Raw genomic sequence first — 16631 nt, 5'->3', positions numbered from 1 at the left:
GAGTCAGAAACTTTCGAGGAAACGCACAAGGGCGTCGCGGTCGGCTTTTGGCATCGAAACAACACTGTCCCGCGCCGCCTGCGCCTCACCCCCATGCCACAGGATGGCTTCAAGCAGCGACCGGGCGCGCCCGTCATGCAAAAACTGGGTATGGCCGGACACCTGCTCGGTGAAGCCAATGCCCCACAGCGGTGCGGTGCGCCATTCCCGGCCATCGGCGCGGGCTTCGGGGCGGTTGTCTGCAAGTCCCTCGCCCATGTCGTGCAGCAGCAGGTCTGAATACGGCCAGATCAATTGAAAGCTGTGTTCAGGCCGGTTGTCCATCCGGTGCGTGACGAAAGCGGGCGTATGGCAGGAAACACAGCCGGAGGTGTAGAACACCTCTTTCCCGCGCAGCACTTGCGGATCATCCACATCGCGTCGGGCCGGAACGCCAAGATTCTGGCTGTAGAATGCAACCAGGTCCATGCTCTGCTGGTCAATTTCGAATTCCCGAATGTCCTGATCGCCATGGGGGGCCGCAACGCAAGCAGTCTGGCGGTCGGTGCAATCGCCATGCGGGGCCGGGTAGAGCGGGCTGGAAATGCCGATATCACCGGCAAAGGCGGCGGCGGATTGTTCCATGATCGTCGGCATTCCGGCCTTATGGCCGAACCGGCCAATCATCGGTTCACCAAATTCCGCTGACCAGACGATATTCGGTCGTCCGGAAATTCCGTCGCCATCCATATCTTCGGGATCGGCGTTGGCCAGCAGATCGTCGACCGGAATGGCTTCAAGCAACCCCAATCCGATCATCTGAGGCGCCACGCGGGGGCTGAGCATCGCGTATGGGTGCAACGGGCCGTATCCCAGATCTGCCGCGCTGTAGGTCGGGCGGCGCAGGATGGCAGTTTCGCCTTCCGACAGTTCAACGGGAACATCCTCATATGCGATATCCAGCCGGTATTCGGCCGGATGGCCGGGCAAGGCAAGGTCCTGCATCTGGCCGCCGTAATTCGGTTCGGGACGGGTGGCGATGTAGTCCTCAATCTCGGAATACCCGTCGTCGGGGCCATCGGGAACAGACACGCGCAGGAACATCGATATCGCGCTGTCGTCCGGGCCGTTGGGCGTATGGCCGCGCCCGTCCTTGATGTGGCATCGCTGACAGGATCGGGCGTTGTAAAGCGGGCCCAGACCGTCCGAGGCCAATGTAGATGCGGGGGACGAGACCCAAATCTTTCTGAACAGCCCGTTGCCGACTCGGAAATCCAGCTCCTGCTCGAAGCTCAGATTGCCCGAGGGTTGTGAAAAGGCATCGGCGTCCTGGCGCGCCCGCACGGTGGCCGCCCCGGCGGGCAGGTCCTCGAACCGTTGCTGCGCGCTGAAATCATCGGGCAACGCCGTGACGGCGGAGATCCGGTTGCGCTCTTCCTCCGTTCTGGGCTGGAAGTTCAGGTGAATGTCACGCAGTTCGGCGGACAGGGAGGGGATGGCCACGCACGTGACCACCGACAAAAGACAGAGTTTAGTCCACTTCGTCCATTTTCGACGCGTTGAGCTGCGCATAATTGGCTTCGCCGATCCTTTCATACAGGTCGAGCTGCGTTTCGAGGAAGTCGATATGGCCTTCTTCATCGCTGATCAAATCCTCGAACAATGACATCGACACATAATCACCCGCCTCGCGGCAATATTCCCGGGCTTCGACATAAAGCGCTCGCGCATCCTGTTCCGCCGCCAAGTCGCATTCCAGCGTTTCCTTCGGGGTCTGGCCGATCCTCAGAGGATCGAGTTTTTGCAGGTTGGGATGCCCTTCCAGGAAGATGATCCGTTCGATGAGCTTGTCGGCATGGCCCATCTCTTCGATGCTTTCCTCGCGGCTTTTCTTGGCCATATGGCCAAGGCCCCAATCCTCTTGCAGGCGGTAGTGCAGCCAATACTGGCTGACCGCAGTCAGTTCATGCCGCAGGGATTTGTTGAGGTATTCGATGACTTTGGGGTCGCCTTTCATCTGCACTCTCCTGTGTTGCTCCGCTGCGCAGGGCGCGGAGTTGCATGGGGACTTCCAGATTATCGCAGGACCGCATCGAGTCGAGAAAAAGCGGCATGCATCCGCCACAATCCGCTGATTTCCCAAGCGCATGGTAGATTTTTCCGGGCGTGATCACCGTGTGCGGGTCAGACGCGCGCATCCAGTCGATCGCGGCGCGGATGTCGTGGTCCGAGATATGCGTGCAATGGCAGATGATCATGGTAATGCGCCCATTTTTACGGTCGAGCTTTGATGTCAGTTGGGGGTTCGGATGCGGTTTTTCACATCAATCCCCGGTGATCCGGATATCCGGAAGCACCCGCTTTCAGATGCTTCCGGTTCAGTCAGGCCGGGAGGGGGTGTCCGACCAGACAGGTCTTATTCGAACACCGAACCTGGGTTATCCAGGCTGTCCGAGCCTTCGATGCTGACCTGATCCAGGTCCAGCGCAGCCACGACACGCTCAATGGTCTTGGTCTGGTCGATCAGGCCGTTCACACCGCCCATGATCAGGACCTCACCGCCTTCATTGCCGCGTTCCAGCATCTGGTCATAGGCAAAGCCTGCCTCGGCTGTCGATTTCAGACGACCCAGCGCCTGCATGGTGTTTGCCAGCTTGACCTTCATCTCAGCGTCCAGCGACGGGTCGGTGGCCAGTACCAGATCCGACAGCGACGCACCGGAAACCGGTGTGCCGTCGATGCGGGTATAGCTGCCCAGATAGACGTTCTGAATGCCCAACCCATCGTAGTAATGACTGTTGTGAGTGTTGTCCGAGAAGCAGTCATGCTCCTCCTCGGGGTCGTTCAGCATCAGGCCAAGGCGCATCCGCTCACCCGCCTGTTCGCCATAGGACAGCGAGCCCATGCCGGTGAGGATGGCGCTGACACCGGCCTTGTCGCTTTCGGCCAGCGCGGCGCGTGCCGCACCGCCTGACTGCCACTGGGCGGCCATCCATTCCAGATCGCTGACCAGCAGTTCGGTTGCGGCGCTCAGATACTGAGCGCGGCGATCGCAGTTGCCGCCGGTGCAATCGTCACCCTGCACATAGTCGGTGTAGGGACGGTTTCCCGCGCCCGAGCCGTGGCCGTTCAGATCCTGGCCCCAGAGCAGGAATTCAATGGCGTGATAGCCGGTTGCGACGTTGGCCTCGATGCCGTCTGCTTCGTGCAGGGTTTCACTCAGCAATTCGGGCGTGATTTCGGCGGCGTCGATAGTGTTGCCGGACAGATCGAAACTGGGGTTGGCGATGACGTTCAGCGCCGCAAACTCATTCTCGTCGGTCGGTCCGCCGTAGGAGGCGTCGACATAGTCGATCAGCCCCTCATCCAGCGGCCAAGCGTTCACCTTGCCTTCCCAGTCGTCGACGATGGCGTTTCCGAAGCGATAGACTTCGGTCTGCTGATAGGGCACGCGGGCCGCGACCCACGCGGCGCGTGCGGCGTTCAGCGTGGCGTCGGACGGATCGGCAATCAGTGCGTCGACGGCGGTTTGCAGGGATTTCGCGGCAATCAGGCTGTCTTCAAACGTGGCTTCGGCGATATTGGCATAGGTGTTCAGAACGTCCGCCCGGGAGGGCGCATCAGCGGCAATTGCTGAAGTTGCGGCAATTAGTGTCAACGTACCCGCTGCGGCAAAGCGTTTGGTCATGATGATTTTCTTTCCTGTCAGAAACAATAGTTCGGGTGTCTTGTGGCAGGCACCGTTCCGCCTATAGCTGATTTAATTAGTCAGGAATGTCAACCTGAGTTTTATTGTCGGAAATAGCCGTATTATGTACCGAACCGCGCCCCCTACCCATATCTGGCGAGGTCTGGCCGGGGTGCTGACATTGCGCGATTGACGGATCGGAATACAATAAAGCCAGTGATTCTTTTTGAACGGTGCACTGGTTATGAAAGCAGCGATGGTCGCATTTTCTCTGATGCCAGTCGTTGTTCTGGCCGAAGAATCCAATATTTCTCAATCACATAGCCACGGTACCGGAACACTGATCGTTACCCATTCCGATAAGAGCATACAGCTCTCATTGTCCGCGCCCGGAGCGGACATCGTCGGGTTCGAACATCCGGCGGAAAACAACGACGATCGCGTGCTGGTAGCCCGGGCCGTGTCGGACCTGTCCAAACCGCTGGAGTTGTTTGAACCTCCGGTCGAAGCTGGCTGTTTTAACGCGTCAGCGAATGTAACGCTGACCAGCGTCGCACAGGGGCAGAGCGACAAGGCAGGTGACGAACGGCATATGGAATTTGTTGCCGACTATCGGATCACTTGCCAGAACGCAGAGCAGCTTGATCGAGTAAAGTTCGCGTATTTCGACAGGTTTCCGAACGCAGGGATGCTGCGGCTTCAGGTTGTTTGCGGCGATGTTGGTCACGTAAAGGAAGTTTCCCGCACAGACCCGATTGCCGGTTTGGCCTGCACCCAATAGCACGCAAAGCAACCGAGGCGTCCGCGACGTTCAGATACCGAACCGGGTCAGTACGTTCCTTGTGATCCGTTCAACCTGCCAGTCCCGCCGGGTCAGCCCCATGACCCATTCACAGGTGGCGGCGTTGAACACCTCACCCTTGCCGCGGTGCCAGTGCACGATCACCCCGTTGCCGCGGGTGCTGCGGTCCAGCGTTTCTTCGGTGATCTCTCCAAAGATTGCCTGCGCTTTGAACGTGGCATCATCGTCACCGATGTAGACGGTTTCACCCCAGACGCCATATTCCGGCTCGATATTTGTGGCCAGACCCAGCGCAAGGATTTCGACCTCCGGATAGGTGCCGTCATTTCCGGTGGCAAAGGGCAGGCCATCCTCCATCCGGTAGTCGACGCCATCCACCTCGTACCCGAAAATGCGTGAGGTCGCCCCCAGGTGGTCGCCGTAACCCAGTTGGGTGCCTGCAAACGCCCAGTGCCGGGGGCGATAGACGGTGAAACCGCCGCTGCCCTGACCCGCGCAACGTCCGAGGCTGGCATACACGCCCCCCAGTCCGTTTGCGCCAAAGGTCTGCGCGCCGGGCCAGTTGGTGGGGGCGACCTCCCATGCGGATGTGACCAGATGGTCCCGGTTCGTCCCTACCAGAGGGTCCTGATCGGCATTGTACTTGTAGCAGACCTGCTGATGGCCCTGATCCTGGATCCGGGTCTGCCATAGGAAGTTTCCGCCAAACCGCGCCACCTTGCCGCCGTTTTCGGTGAACCGGTCCAAGGCGTGGCGCATCGGGGCAGACCAGTATTCGTCGTGACCCACGAAAATCGCACATTTGTAGCGGTTCAGCAGGTCCGGGTCAGCATCAAGATCGTGCTGAGTGGCAAAATCCAGATCAAAACCGTTCGCTTCGGCCCACACAGCAAAATGCCGCTCGTAACTGGCCCAGCCGGCCGAGGCGTATTTCTTGGAGTACCCATAGGAATAGGCCCATTCCATGTAGGGGTAACGTACCATTCCACCGGGCACATGCGGGGCTTCGGGAACCGCGCGCGGGGCGCCGTCGGGCAGTTTACAAAACCCACGGGTCCAGGGGCGCCGGGTCGAAACCACGGGCGAAAACGCATCGCCGTCTGGGCCCGTGATGCCCTGATAATGGTTCGAACCTCCCCAGCAGTTGTAGGCCAACCAAGTGCCGGTGGCACAGACCAGAACGTAAGGGGCGGGCACGCGATCCGCCGCGCGGCGCAGCAGAAACAGGTGATGCTCTTCGACCCGGTCGCCGTCCTGCTCCGCACTGAAGGTGATCAGGTATCCGCCCGGGCGCCAGTCATCGGGGATGGTGAATTCGTAGGCGACGGCCCAGTCACATCCATTCACCGAACAGTCCGGCGGGGTGGTTTGGTGCATGCCGGGCAGGTTGGTTTTGTGAAGCAGCGGCTCGTAATCCGGCCCGTCGCGGCCAATTTCCAGTGTCCAGTTTTGGGCAGTGGTCGAAACCCGCAACGCAACCCGATCGCCCGGTGTATAGGACATGCGGTCCGTGTAGCCCCAAATTTCCAGAACTGAGCCGTCCCCGGCCGGTCCGATATAATAGTTATCCAGAATGTGGCGGGCCTTGGCGCGTGTGCGCGGCGTTGTTGCGGGGCCGGGATTTTCCGATCTGGTCATGGGGCTATCCTGTATCGGGTTGCTGCGATCCGCTGTGCCTGCACGGTGGTTCGATCATGGCGAGAAACCGGAAAGCGGAAAAGCAAAAACGCTGTCCCCGTTGGGTGAGCAGGGCCAAACCCTATGCCGCCTGTGCGATCCAGTTCTGAAACAGGTGTGCGCCGGTCTTAGTTTTCCCCAAGGCCGTGACCGAGCAGAAGTAGCCGCGTTTGCTGTCATGCTCGTGGTCACAGGCCAGCGCCAGGGTTCCGTTGGCCAGAAACTCGTCAATCAAGGGCCGCCAGCCAATACCGATGCCCAGACCGTTCTGAATGGCGCGCAGATAGACCATGAAACTGAGGTAGGTGTCATGGCCGGGTGGTGGCGGCACTTTCTTTCCGGTTCCCTGGAAATACCGCCCCCAATCGCCGTTGTGGTCACGCTCGGACATATGCAGCAGTTTTTGCCCGGCCAATGCCGCGCGGGAATAGGGTTGCCCGTCGTGCAACAGGTCGGGGCGGCAAATGGCCACCATGCGCTCGGGGAATATTTGCAGCGATGGGCAACCCGGAATGCCGTGTTCGCCGAAAAGAATAACGACGTCACATTTTGCCGGATCATAGTCTGGGTTTTGATCCCGGGTGACAATCTGGAGCTTGGTGTCGGGGTGATCCGCCTGAAACCCGGCCAGTCTCGGCAACAGGTAAAGGCTGGTGAAACCGATGCTGGCGCTGACCACGATCGTGTCCTCGTGCGCGCGGGTTCGCACCGCGTCAAGCCCGCCTCGGATGGCCCCGAATCCTTGTGACACTGCCTTGGCCAGCAAAACCCCGTCTTCTGTCAGGGTCAGGCGAGGCTTGGTGCGGACAAAAAGCCGGGTCCCCAGTTCCGCCTCAAGCGCCGCGACATGGCGACTGATCGCGGGTTGCAGCACGTTCAACTCCTCGGCTGCACGGGAAAAGCTAAGGTGGCGGGCGGCGGCGTCGAAGGCGTTGATCTGGTGCAGGGGAATGGACATGCGTCACAATCATTCATTTTAGGAACAATATTCATTCATCATTTCCGTCTTTTTCTTTCGCTGCAAGCGGGCAAATCTGTTTGCGGAACCAAATCAGGGTCGTTCCATGGAAAAGACGATTCTTGCGCTGGGTGGCGATGGCATCGGTCCCGAGATCGTGGGCTATGGACTGCAGGTGGCCGAAGTGCTGGCGCAGCGATACGGTATTGCGCTGTGCGTCAGGCACGGGCTGCTGCACGGCGCTTCGTGGGAGGTGCATGGCACGTTTTGCACGCCCGAGGTTCTAGAACTTGCAAAGGCATCGGATGCTGTTCTGGTGGGCGCGGTCGGCGGACCCGACTGGGATGACATCCGGGTATCCGGCGGCGCGGAATGCCAGGACGGGCTGATGTATCTGCGCCACCATCTGCAGACCTATCTGGGGCTAAGGCCCGCGCGGGCATGGGCAGGATTGATGAACCGGACCCCGTTCCGGGCCGGTGTTGCCGACAGGGCGGACGTTTTGATCCTGCGCGAAATGTGTGGCGGTGCGATGTTTGCCCGCGAACGCGGCCAGCGTCGGGTCGATGGGGTGCGGCAGGGTTATGACCTGACCGCTTATGACGAAAACGAAGTCGCCCGGTTTGCACATGGTGGGTTTCAGTTGGCTCGCGAACGGCGCAGGCGTCTGATCAGCTGCGACAAATCCAATGTCATGGAAAGCTACAAACTGTGGCGCAACGTCGTGACCGAGGTGGCGCAGGAATACCCGGATGTCGAATTCGAAAACATGTTCGCCGACAATTGCGCCTATCAGTTGATGCAGCGGCCTGCTGATTTTGATGTCGTGTTGTGCTGCAATCAGATGGGAGATGTGCTCAGCGATCTGACGGCTGTGTACGCGGGGTCACTGGGTATGCTGCCCTCGGCAAGTCTGAGCGCCAGTCCCGCCCGTGGTCCGGTGTTTGGCATGTATGAAAGCACCGCCGGGTCTGCGCCGGACATTGCGGGTCAGGGGATCGCCAATCCGGTCGGGACGATCCTGTCGGTCGGGATGATGTTCAAATACAGCTTTGGCCTGCCCGACCCTGAAAACCACCTGCACAGAGCTGTTTCTGCCACATTGCGGGACGGGATCATGACGCCCGATCTGGGCGGCCCAGCAACCGGCGCCGAGATGACCGGCGCCATTCTGGACAGGCTGCCGCGATGAATAGTTCCTTCGATTATGTCATCGCCGGAGGCGGCTCGGCCGGATGCGTTCTGGCGGCGCGGCTGGCCGAAGATCCGGACATATCGGTCTGTCTGGTCGAGGCGGGAGGCGAGGGACGCGATCTGTTTATTCGGATGCCTGCGGGGAACGGATTCGTGTTCGGCAATCCAAGGCTGGACTGGGGCTATACATCCGTTGCTCAGCCCGGATTGGGGGGCCGTTGTGTTTACTATCCGCGTGGCAAGGCGCTGGGCGGGTCCTCGATCGTCAATGGCATGATCTACATGCGCGGCGTTGCAGCGGATTATGATCTGTGGCGGCAGGAAGGGCTGACCGGATGGTCCTACGCCGAGGTCCTTCCTTATTTCCGCCGGGCCGAAGGTGCCAGTGACAGACGGGATGCCTGGCATGGCGCGGATGGCCCCCTGAAGACGGAACCGGCGCGCAATTTCGGCCTGATGGAGCAGGCGTTTATCGCGGCGGCGGCAGCCGTCGGGCATCGCGAACTGGACGATCTGAACGGTCCGCACAGAACAGGCGTGGCGCGCAATGACAGCACGGTTGCCAAAGGCGTCCGGCAGTCGGCGGCGATTGCCTACCTGAAATCCCGGCCAAAGAACCTGACCGTCCGCACGGGCGTTCATGTTGCGCGGGTTGTCACCGAAGACTGCCGGGCCGTCGGACTGCTAACCTTGACGGGTGAGGTCATCCGGGCAGAGCGCGAAGTGATCCTGTGTCAGGGCGCCATCGGGACGCCGCAGTTGTTGATGTTGTCGGGGATTGGACCGGCAGATCATCTGCGGTTTCATGATATCGATGTTTTGGTCGACCTGCCCTCGGTTGGCGCGCATCTTTCGGATCATCCGAATGTGTCGATGCAGTTCGGATCGGACCGCGCGGACCTGAGCCACGCCAAACATCAGCGTCTGGACAGGGCAGCTCTGCTGATGGGAAGATGGTTGCTGAACGGATCGGGCCCCGGGGGCGGCGCTTTTTTCTCGACAGTGCTGTTTCACGCCTTCGACGACCACAAATGGCCCGAGCTTCAGGTGCACATGACCCCGATGGTGGTTTAGGAAAACCTGGGTGACGGTGCGCATGAAACTGTGCCGTTGCTGAACCGATTAGGCCGCAAGTTACTGGTGCGTGGGCGAAAGATGGCGCGACCTGGTGTGCAGATCGACATCAATCTGGAGCGCCCGATCTCGGAGGGTACGGTTCGATTGTCCGGCCCGGACCCTCTTCTGCACCCGGTCATCGACCCCAAATACTTCGCCGACCCCCGCGACCTGGAGTGTCTGAAGCGTGGCGTTGCCACGATGCGCGAGGTGATGGCACAACCCCAGATCGCGCAATATCTGACGGGTGAAATCGGCCCGTGGCTTGGGGCCAAAACCGATGCGCAGATTACCGATGCCATCCGAAGAACCGCCTATACCGGCCATCACCTGTGCTGCACTGCCCGGATGGGTGATGTGCTGGATTCCCAACTGCGCGTGCACGGGGTTGAGGGGCTGCGGGTTTGCGATGCCTCTGCCATGCCCGCTCAGATCACCGGAAACCTTTATGCAACCGTTGTGATGATGGCCGAGAAAACCGCCGACATGATCCTTGGCCGGGCACCTCGTCCCGCTGAACATCCAATGGAGACCGCGTCATGAGCAATATCCGGACCTTTCGGCACTTTGCCGGGAACCAATGGCACGACCCGGCGGGCGGCGCATATATCAACAGCGAAAACCCCGCCAACGGAGAAGCATGGGCCCGTGTACCGGACTGCCGCGAAACAGATGTGAACCGAGCGGTCGAGGCGGCGCGAAAGGCATTTTACGACGGACCCTGGGGACGAATGCAGCCCGCCGAACGCGGGCGGGTGCTGCGCCGGATCGGGGACGTGATTTCCCGACACGCCGAGCGTCTTGGGGTGATTGAGACACAGGACAACGGCAAGCTGCCTTCCATGATCACGCCGGGCTTGCAACCCGGTCAGTGGCAGGTCGACAGTTGGCACTATTACGCAGGCATGTGCGACAAGTTCGAAGGCCGTGTGATACCGGCCGAGGCACCGGACATCCACAACTACATGACATGGGAGCCGTTCGGCGTGGTGGCACAGGTGCTGCCGTGGAACTCTCCGTTGGGTACGCTGATCTGGAAGCTTGCGCCTTGTCTGGCGGCGGGAAATACCGTTGTGATCAAACCTTCGGAGCATTCCAGTTGTTCGACGCTTGAGCTGATGGACATCTTGCTCGAGGCCGATCTGCCACCCGGGGTTCTGAATGTGGTCACAGGGTATGGGCCGACAACCGCCAAACCGATGATCGAACACCCGGATGTGCGCATGGTCAGTTTTACCGGCGGCACGGCTGGCGGGCGGGCCGCAGCAATCGCGGCTGCGCAACAGGTCAAACCGGTGGTGATGGAACTGGGCGGCAAGTCGCCGCAAATCGTGTTTCCGGATGCGGATCTGGAACTGGCGGTGAATGGCGTGGCTGCCGGGATATTTCCACCCGGTGGGCAAAGCTGCATTTCCGGCTCGCGCCTGCTGGTGCATGCCGAATTGATCGAAGATTTCACCGACCGCCTGTTGGATGTCGTGAAAAAGGCGCGGGTCGGCGACCCGCTTGATCCCGCAACCCAGATCGGACCGATAGCCAACCGGCCACATTATGAATTTGTTCTGAGCCGGATCGCCGCCGCTGAGGAGGCCGGTCACAACCTGCGACTGGACGGACGCACGGCCTGCAGGGACAAGGGCTACTATATCGGTCCCACCATCTTTCCCGATGTCCCGAATTCTGCCGATCTGGCGCAAAACGAAGTTTTTGGCCCGGTTGTCAGCACCGAAGCCTGGACCGAGGAGCCCGAGGCCATTCGCGTCGCCAATGATACGGTTTACGGGCTGGCCGCCGGGATATGGACCCGCGATGTCGCACGCGCGATGCGGGTGGCGTCCAGGATCGAGGCCGGGACCGTCTATATCAACAACTACTTCAACGCAGCCACCCAGTCGCCGGTTGGAGGCATGAAACAATCAGGCTACGGCCGCGAAAACGGCTGGGAAGGGATGCGCTGCTTCATGCAGACCAAATCCGTCTTGCTGTCGACGAACCCGCATCAACCTGATCCATTCGCGGATTGAGTGGGTGCGGGCATGAGCATTTGGATGACGCTGCTTTCCGGGTCCACTCAGCCGAAAGGGGGTACACCGTGACGGCCATTGAAACACTTACGCAATTTGCGGTTGCGGCCCGCCCGGACCCGTCTGTACAGGCGCAGATTGCCTCGGCGGTTGTCGATTGTTTCGGGTGCATTCTGGCTGGCGCGAACAGTGCGGTGGCGCGTCAAACGCGGGCTGCGTTGGCCTTGGTCGCGCCCGGTCCGGTCTGTGTTTACGGTGCGGATCAGACCCTGTCGGCTCCGGTTGCCGCGCTGGTAAACGGGGTCGCGGGCCATGCCTGGGATCTGGATGACTGGGAAGAGCCGGGAAATACCCACCCGACTGTTGTTCTGCTGCCCGCCTTGCTGGCGGCCGCGCATCTGACCCCGGTTTCCGGAAAGGACCTGATGACGGCCTATGCCGTGGGGGCCGAAATCATCATGCAATTGGGTAAAGCGGTGTCATTGGCGCATTATGCACGCGGATTTCATTCCACGGCCACGCTGGGTGTCATCGGTGTCGCCGGGGCGGTTTCGCGGTTGTTGGGGCTGTCGGCGGACCAGACAGTGCATGCCCTGTCTTTCGCGGTGTCGCAGGCGGCGGGCTACACAAGGCAATTCGGGTCCAACGCCAAGCCCTTGCAGGCCGGTTGGGCCGCCCGCAACGGTGTTGAGGCCGCCTTGCTGGCAGCCCAGGGCCTGACGGGGCAACTGCATGTAATGGACCACGAACGCGGATTTGCAGGGCTTCTGAGTGCCTATGATGCGAAACGGTTCTCAGACGTCATGTCGCGGTTGGGGCGGGACTGGGCTCTGTCCGATTATGGGCTGATCCTGAAACCCTGGCCCTCGTGCGGATACACGCACCGCCTGATGACTGCGGCGGTGGAAATCCGTTCGCGACTGGCCGGGTGCGTGCATGGGATTACGGCCATCGAGGCATTCATGCCGGATTTCCACTATGAAATCCTGCCATTCGATCGCCCGGCATCGCGTACCGAAGCCCTGTTTTCGGCTCCGGCCTGTGTTGCGCAAATCTTGGCAAAGGGACAGCTATCGCTGCGCGACAGCGCAGATGCGTTCTGGGCCAACCCCGAAGTTGCCCGGTTGATCGACTTGACCACCGTCAAGGCAGAACAGGCCAAAAACCCGGCGCTGAATTATGACCCGGATCAGCCAGACAGGCTCAGGGTTGAACTGACAGGTGGCGAGATTGTCCAGACCATCTGCGCCGCCCCTCTGGGTCATCCATCCAACCCAATGACGCCTGACCAGTTGGCGGACAAGTTTTCTGGTCTGACTGGATTGCCTGAGGACAGTTACAAGACTGCACTCAACTGGCCGCAGGCGGACAACGTTGCCAGGTTTTTTGACAGGATCGACCGATGACTGCACGTAAACGCAACGGCGGTCGCGCGGCCCGCAGACACGCAAGACAGGATGGCGCGGGAATGGGCGTGACCGAGGCGATCTGGCCGGGGATCGAAGGCGGAAAGTTCGCCGCACTTTCGGCCCGGGAACTGTCGATGATCGACACCACGGCGATGCGTATTCTTGGGGAAATCGGGCTGAAGGGGGCGACCCGGGACTGCATCGACACGGTCTGTGCTGTTGGTGGATCCCTGACCACGGACAGGCGGCTGTTGTTTCCCGAACCTATGGTGCGGCGGGTCCTGGAAACCGCCGGCCGCGGGTTTCACCTGTTTGGCCAGCGGCCCGAGCATGATTTGGACCCGTCAGGTGCGCGAACGCATTTCGGCACGTCGGGTGCGGCGGTTCATATCATCGACAGCGAAACCGGTCAGATCCGCGACACGACCTTGCGCGATCTTTACGATATGGCGCGGCTGGCCGAAGCGCTGCCCAACATCCACATGTTCCAGCGCACCGTGGTGGCTCGGGACATCACGGACCCGCGCGAGATGGATCTGAACACGCTTTACGCGTGCCTGAAGGGAACGGCCAAGCCGGTTGGCACCTCATTCGGTTCGGCAGCCGTTCTGGAAGAGGCCGTCGGTATGCTGACGATGATCACCGGCGGTCCAGAGGCGCTGCGGGCACGGCCGCCGCTTTGTATCTCAACCTGTTTTGTGGTGCCGCCGCTGAACTTTGCCGAAGATGCGCTGGAAGTCATCGCGACTGCCGCGCGCCATGGCATTCCGTTAAAGCTGGTTTCGGCGGGGCAGGCTGGCGCCACCAGCCCCGCACCGCTGGCCGGGGCGGTTGCCCAGCAGACCGCCGAGGTGCTGGCAGGGCTGGTATATGTCAATCTGCTGAATCCCGGTCATCCGGCCACTTTTGGAGCCTTACCCTTTGTCAGTGATCTGCGCACCGGTGCGATGTCGGGCGGCAGTGCGGAACAGGGGCTGCTGATGGCGGCCTGTGCACAGATGGCGCGGTTTTATGATATTCCTTGCGCAGTCAGCGCAGGGATGACCGATAGCAAGATGCCGGATTTTCAGGCCGGATATGAAAAGGGCTGTACCGAGCTATTGTCCGCGCTGTCGGGTGCGAACCTGATCTACGAGGCGGCAGGGATGTATGGTTCGCTTCTGGGCTGTTCGCTGGAAAGCTTTGTTCTGGACAATGACATGATCGGGTCGGTGATGCGTGCGACGCGCGGTTTCGAGGTTTCGGAAGAAACACTGTCCCTTGAAATCATCCGCGATGTCTGTGTCGGAGGGCCGGGACATTTTCTGGCGCATGACCAGACGCTGAACAGGATGGAAAGCGACTATTACTATCCGGCGATGGCGGACCGGCGCACGCCACAGGAATGGGCGGCGGCGACAGACAAGGATTCGCTGGAACGGGCCCGGCAGCGTACCCGCGAATTGCTGGCGGCCCCCGATCCCGGTCATATCCCGGATCGGCTGGACGCGGAAATCCGCGCGCGGTTTCCCATTCGCCGGCTGGGACGCGCCAAGGGTTGATCAGGCGGGATCCCCGCGCTTGGGCGTAGGCAATACGAGGCCGGATGGCCGGAACCGGCCTGGGTCGCTGAGGCCCAGATACATGCGCCCGATCCCCGCCAGACCAAGCATCAGGCCAGGTGTTTCACCGCCTTCGACCAGGCCGCATCTCCATTCCTCGTTTGCAGGGGGTCGCATTGCCAGACCAAGTTCGCGGGCCAGGGCTATTGCCTCGGGATCAGGGCGGAGCTGAGTTGAGTAGATCAGGGGTTCGACGATACTTCCAAGGCCATGGCAAACGCTTGCGTTTTCTTCGAAACCGGAGCGTTCGGTGGTCAGAGCCTGCCGCGCCCGTCGCTTGCAGGCGAAGATGGCGGCGTTGGCTTCTGCAAGGGCTGTCTTGTCGCCTGTCAATTGCCAGGCCCGAAGCCGCGACAACGCGATGCCGCCCGACCCGTAACACCAGTAGGTGGGGTAAACCATCGCTTTGGGGTCACCGGCCTGATCGGCCCTGACATCGCGCAGATCGGGCCAACCGCATTGGTGGCGATCGAACCATTGCCGCTCGTACTCAAAGGCGCGGAAACCGGCTTTGCGATAACGTTCGTCCCGGGTCGCGGCCCAAAGCTCCAGCAGCGCGAGCGCTGGGGAAGAGGCACCGTGTGCAAGGCCGCAATGTGGAAAGGCGTGTGACGTTTCCGCATTTTCTTCCTGCCAGGACAGCCCGATACCGGGTCCGGGCTGCGCCCGGTCCAACAGCCATTCGCCATTGAGGTGACAGGCGCGCAAAATATTATCGCCTGACGCCCCCCCGTGCAGAGTCAGCAAGCCCGCAATCGTTCCCGATGGCCCGGCGATCAGGTCAAAGCTGCTATCCTGGGGTGGTGCCGCTGTCAGAACTTCGTGCAGAAGGTTCGTATCGTCTGCCATCTCCGTTTCTGGCAGTATGTCGTACAGGGACCGAACGGTGCCCAGAGTGCCGATGAGACCGCTGAACCATCCGTGCGGTGTGACGCTGCGCCGTTCACGTATCAAATGCATGGCGCCGTTGGCTGCGCTGGATGCGGTGTTGGCGTAGTCCGGATTGCGGGTCTCCCGCCACATTTCCGCAAGAAACAGCGCAACCCCGGCCAGTCCGCCGTAAAGGGATTCGTCGATTGTCTGGTAAACGGACCGCCATTCCCCGTCGACCAGATCCATTTCATACCCAAGCCAGGTGCAGCAATCGCCGTCCCGAATAGCATCGCGCACCAGTTGATCCGCGATTGCAGTGGCGACCGCAAGAAAGGCCGGGCCCTGGTCGCCGCCGGGAGGCGGGGGTGATGGGTCCAGTTTTCTCACGGCAACGCGTACTCCGGGCTGTCGGCAGCTTCGGCCCATGGCCGATCCGGTGCGATGCCTTCGGACGAGAATACGGCGCGCACGGATTTGACCCAGTCCGTGGGCTGATCGACACCGCGATCAACGCATTGCAGGACACCCCGCGCCACCAACGCGCATCGGGACGACCCAAAGCTTTCACCCCGTGCTGCCGGGTCGTCGGCCACGCCGACCCCGGGACAAAGCCTTCTGGTCAGGGGGGGAACCGGATCACACAGGTCGTCGCATGCACGCCTGGCAGTAGCGGCGATGGCCTCGGCGGCCTGTGCGAAATCTGGTCGGGGCAGATAAAGGACAAGCGCATCCCGGCGGTCATATTCGGCCGGTCGCCTGGGGCACTTGAGGAAATATGGGAATACGTCGCCCAAAGCCTGACTCAGCGCGTGAACCAGAACAGGTGCACCTATTGGCATTGCGTTCCAGTACACCCGGACAATCGGGTGCCGGTTTGCATGCCAGGGTTCCGAGAAGGTGACGTAATCGCCAGGGTTCATGGTTTCGGAATCCCGGCGGGCCACAACCGAAACGGTGTCGCCGGGGCAAATACGTGCGCCACGGCCATCTTCGGGCAGGCAATCGATCACGTGGAGCACCCGCCTTTCGCGTCCGCGCGTTACGGCAACCTTGCCGCGTCTGGACACTTTCGCGACATGCCACCCTTCCTCCCATCGGTGCGAGGATGCGTGCGCTGTTCTCAGCAACTCGCACAGATCGCGGTCTTCTGCATTCAGGCCCGGTTTTTCACCGACTGCACAATACCAGTCCCGATAGAGCGCATCCGTCAGGGGGGCGGGATCGCCGCTCCTAAGGGGTCCACTGGCCAATACCCGCGAAATGACGTCAAACGCCGCAGGTAAGGCCTCGTCCAGCGCATCAGCACCCAT

At 60.9% G+C, this 16631-nt stretch carries 15 protein-coding genes; 7 read left to right on the top strand and 8 right to left on the bottom strand.

The window, feature by feature from the left end:
• Positions 1–3 precede the first annotated feature (3 nt).
• The 4 genes from ACR0CG_RS07045 to ACR0CG_RS07030 all read right to left on the bottom strand — a co-directional run bounded on the left by ACR0CG_RS07045 (position 4) and on the right by ACR0CG_RS07030 (position 3667).
• The gene (locus ACR0CG_RS07045) at positions 4–1551 is read right to left on the bottom strand and encodes a di-heme oxidoreductase family protein (protein WP_480523683.1); all 1548 of its coding nucleotides are present in this window, start codon (positions 1549–1551) and stop codon (positions 4–6) included.
• Positions 1511–1996 (bottom strand): bacterioferritin, encoded by a 486-nt coding sequence (gene bfr, locus ACR0CG_RS07040; protein WP_170806895.1) that lies wholly within the window; start codon positions 1994–1996, stop codon positions 1511–1513. The genes ACR0CG_RS07045 and bfr overlap by 41 nt, the downstream gene beginning before the upstream one ends.
• A complete protein-coding gene (locus ACR0CG_RS07035; RefSeq protein WP_170615961.1) occupies positions 1944–2237 on the bottom strand; it encodes a (2Fe-2S)-binding protein in 294 nt (97 codons plus the stop codon). The genes bfr and ACR0CG_RS07035 overlap by 53 nt, the downstream gene beginning before the upstream one ends.
• A 158-nt stretch (positions 2238–2395) precedes the next feature.
• Positions 2396–3667 (bottom strand): imelysin family protein, encoded by a 1272-nt coding sequence (locus ACR0CG_RS07030; protein ID WP_480523680.1) that lies wholly within the window; start codon positions 3665–3667, stop codon positions 2396–2398.
• 256 nt (positions 3668–3923) lie between these two features.
• Between ACR0CG_RS07030 and ACR0CG_RS07025 the strand changes: the two genes are divergently transcribed.
• Positions 3924–4448, top strand: a complete 525-nt coding sequence (locus ACR0CG_RS07025) for a ZrgA family zinc uptake protein (protein WP_480523679.1) — start codon at positions 3924–3926, stop codon at positions 4446–4448.
• 30 nt (positions 4449–4478) lie between these two features.
• Here the strand turns inward: ACR0CG_RS07025 and ACR0CG_RS07020 are convergent, their stop codons facing one another.
• Positions 4479–6107: a N,N-dimethylformamidase beta subunit family domain-containing protein gene (locus ACR0CG_RS07020; RefSeq protein WP_480523677.1), complete on the bottom strand. Its 1629-nt coding sequence runs from the start codon at positions 6105–6107 to the stop codon at positions 4479–4481.
• Between the two features lie 121 nt (positions 6108–6228).
• Positions 6229–7104, bottom strand: coding sequence for a LysR family transcriptional regulator (locus ACR0CG_RS07015; protein ID WP_480523675.1), 876 nt, complete (start codon positions 7102–7104; stop codon positions 6229–6231).
• A gap of 106 nt (positions 7105–7210) precedes the next feature.
• On the opposite strand from ACR0CG_RS07015, the gene leuB reads away from it, so the two are divergent.
• From leuB to ACR0CG_RS06985, 6 genes are all read left to right on the top strand, one after another.
• Positions 7211–8296, top strand: coding sequence for a 3-isopropylmalate dehydrogenase (gene leuB, locus ACR0CG_RS07010; RefSeq protein WP_480523674.1), 1086 nt, complete (start codon positions 7211–7213; stop codon positions 8294–8296).
• Positions 8293–9372 carry a GMC family oxidoreductase gene (locus ACR0CG_RS07005; protein WP_480523672.1) on the top strand — a complete coding sequence of 360 codons (1080 nt, stop codon included), beginning with the start codon at positions 8293–8295 and terminating at the stop codon, positions 9370–9372. The genes leuB and ACR0CG_RS07005 overlap by 4 nt, the downstream gene beginning before the upstream one ends.
• A gap of 81 nt (positions 9373–9453) precedes the next feature.
• Entirely contained in the window at positions 9454–9957 is a 504-nt protein-coding gene (locus ACR0CG_RS07000) for a GMC oxidoreductase (protein ID WP_480523670.1), read from the top strand.
• Positions 9954–11438 (top strand): aldehyde dehydrogenase, encoded by a 1485-nt coding sequence (locus ACR0CG_RS06995; protein ID WP_480523668.1) that lies wholly within the window; start codon positions 9954–9956, stop codon positions 11436–11438. The genes ACR0CG_RS07000 and ACR0CG_RS06995 overlap by 4 nt, the downstream gene beginning before the upstream one ends.
• 68 nt (positions 11439–11506) lie before the next feature.
• The gene (locus ACR0CG_RS06990) at positions 11507–12844 is read left to right on the top strand and encodes an MmgE/PrpD family protein (RefSeq protein ID WP_480523666.1); all 1338 of its coding nucleotides are present in this window, start codon (positions 11507–11509) and stop codon (positions 12842–12844) included.
• Positions 12841–14388 carry a trimethylamine methyltransferase family protein gene (locus ACR0CG_RS06985; protein WP_480523665.1) on the top strand — a complete coding sequence of 516 codons (1548 nt, stop codon included), beginning with the start codon at positions 12841–12843 and terminating at the stop codon, positions 14386–14388. The genes ACR0CG_RS06990 and ACR0CG_RS06985 overlap by 4 nt, the downstream gene beginning before the upstream one ends.
• Here the strand turns inward: ACR0CG_RS06985 and ACR0CG_RS06980 are convergent, their stop codons facing one another.
• A complete protein-coding gene (locus tag ACR0CG_RS06980) occupies positions 14389–15708 on the bottom strand; it encodes a lanthionine synthetase LanC family protein (RefSeq protein WP_480523663.1) in 1320 nt (439 codons plus the stop codon). It lies immediately after the preceding gene.
• Positions 15705–16631, bottom strand: a complete 927-nt coding sequence (locus ACR0CG_RS06975) for a T3SS effector HopA1 family protein (RefSeq protein ID WP_480523661.1) — start codon at positions 16629–16631, stop codon at positions 15705–15707. The genes ACR0CG_RS06980 and ACR0CG_RS06975 overlap by 4 nt, the downstream gene beginning before the upstream one ends.

The organism is Ruegeria sp. AB8 (assembly GCF_056542605.1).
The sequence above is the reverse complement of the archived record's forward strand: the minus strand, read 5'-3'. Positions and strand labels throughout refer to the sequence as shown.

Coding starts and splice junctions, on each gene's coding strand:
- ACR0CG_RS07045 (WP_480523683.1), bottom strand. CDS start 1,551: ATGCGCAGCTCAACGCGTCGAAAATGGACGAAGTGGACTAAACTCTGT.
- bfr (WP_170806895.1), bottom strand. CDS start 1,996: ATGAAAGGCGACCCCAAAGTCATCGAATACCTCAACAAATCCCTGCGG.
- ACR0CG_RS07035 (WP_170615961.1), bottom strand. CDS start 2,237: ATGATCATCTGCCATTGCACGCATATCTCGGACCACGACATCCGCGCC.
- ACR0CG_RS07030 (WP_480523680.1), bottom strand. CDS start 3,667: ATGACCAAACGCTTTGCCGCAGCGGGTACGTTGACACTAATTGCCGCA.
- ACR0CG_RS07025 (WP_480523679.1), top strand. CDS start 3,924: ATGGTCGCATTTTCTCTGATGCCAGTCGTTGTTCTGGCCGAAGAATCC.
- ACR0CG_RS07020 (WP_480523677.1), bottom strand. CDS start 6,107: ATGACCAGATCGGAAAATCCCGGCCCCGCAACAACGCCGCGCACACGC.
- ACR0CG_RS07015 (WP_480523675.1), bottom strand. CDS start 7,104: ATGTCCATTCCCCTGCACCAGATCAACGCCTTCGACGCCGCCGCCCGC.
- leuB (WP_480523674.1), top strand. CDS start 7,211: ATGGAAAAGACGATTCTTGCGCTGGGTGGCGATGGCATCGGTCCCGAG.
- ACR0CG_RS07005 (WP_480523672.1), top strand. CDS start 8,293: ATGAATAGTTCCTTCGATTATGTCATCGCCGGAGGCGGCTCGGCCGGA.
- ACR0CG_RS07000 (WP_480523670.1), top strand. CDS start 9,454: ATGGCGCGACCTGGTGTGCAGATCGACATCAATCTGGAGCGCCCGATC.
- ACR0CG_RS06995 (WP_480523668.1), top strand. CDS start 9,954: ATGAGCAATATCCGGACCTTTCGGCACTTTGCCGGGAACCAATGGCAC.
- ACR0CG_RS06985 (WP_480523665.1), top strand. CDS start 12,841: ATGACTGCACGTAAACGCAACGGCGGTCGCGCGGCCCGCAGACACGCA.
- ACR0CG_RS06975 (WP_480523661.1), bottom strand. CDS start 16,631: ATGGGTGCTGATGCGCTGGACGAGGCCTTACCTGCGGCGTTTGACGTC.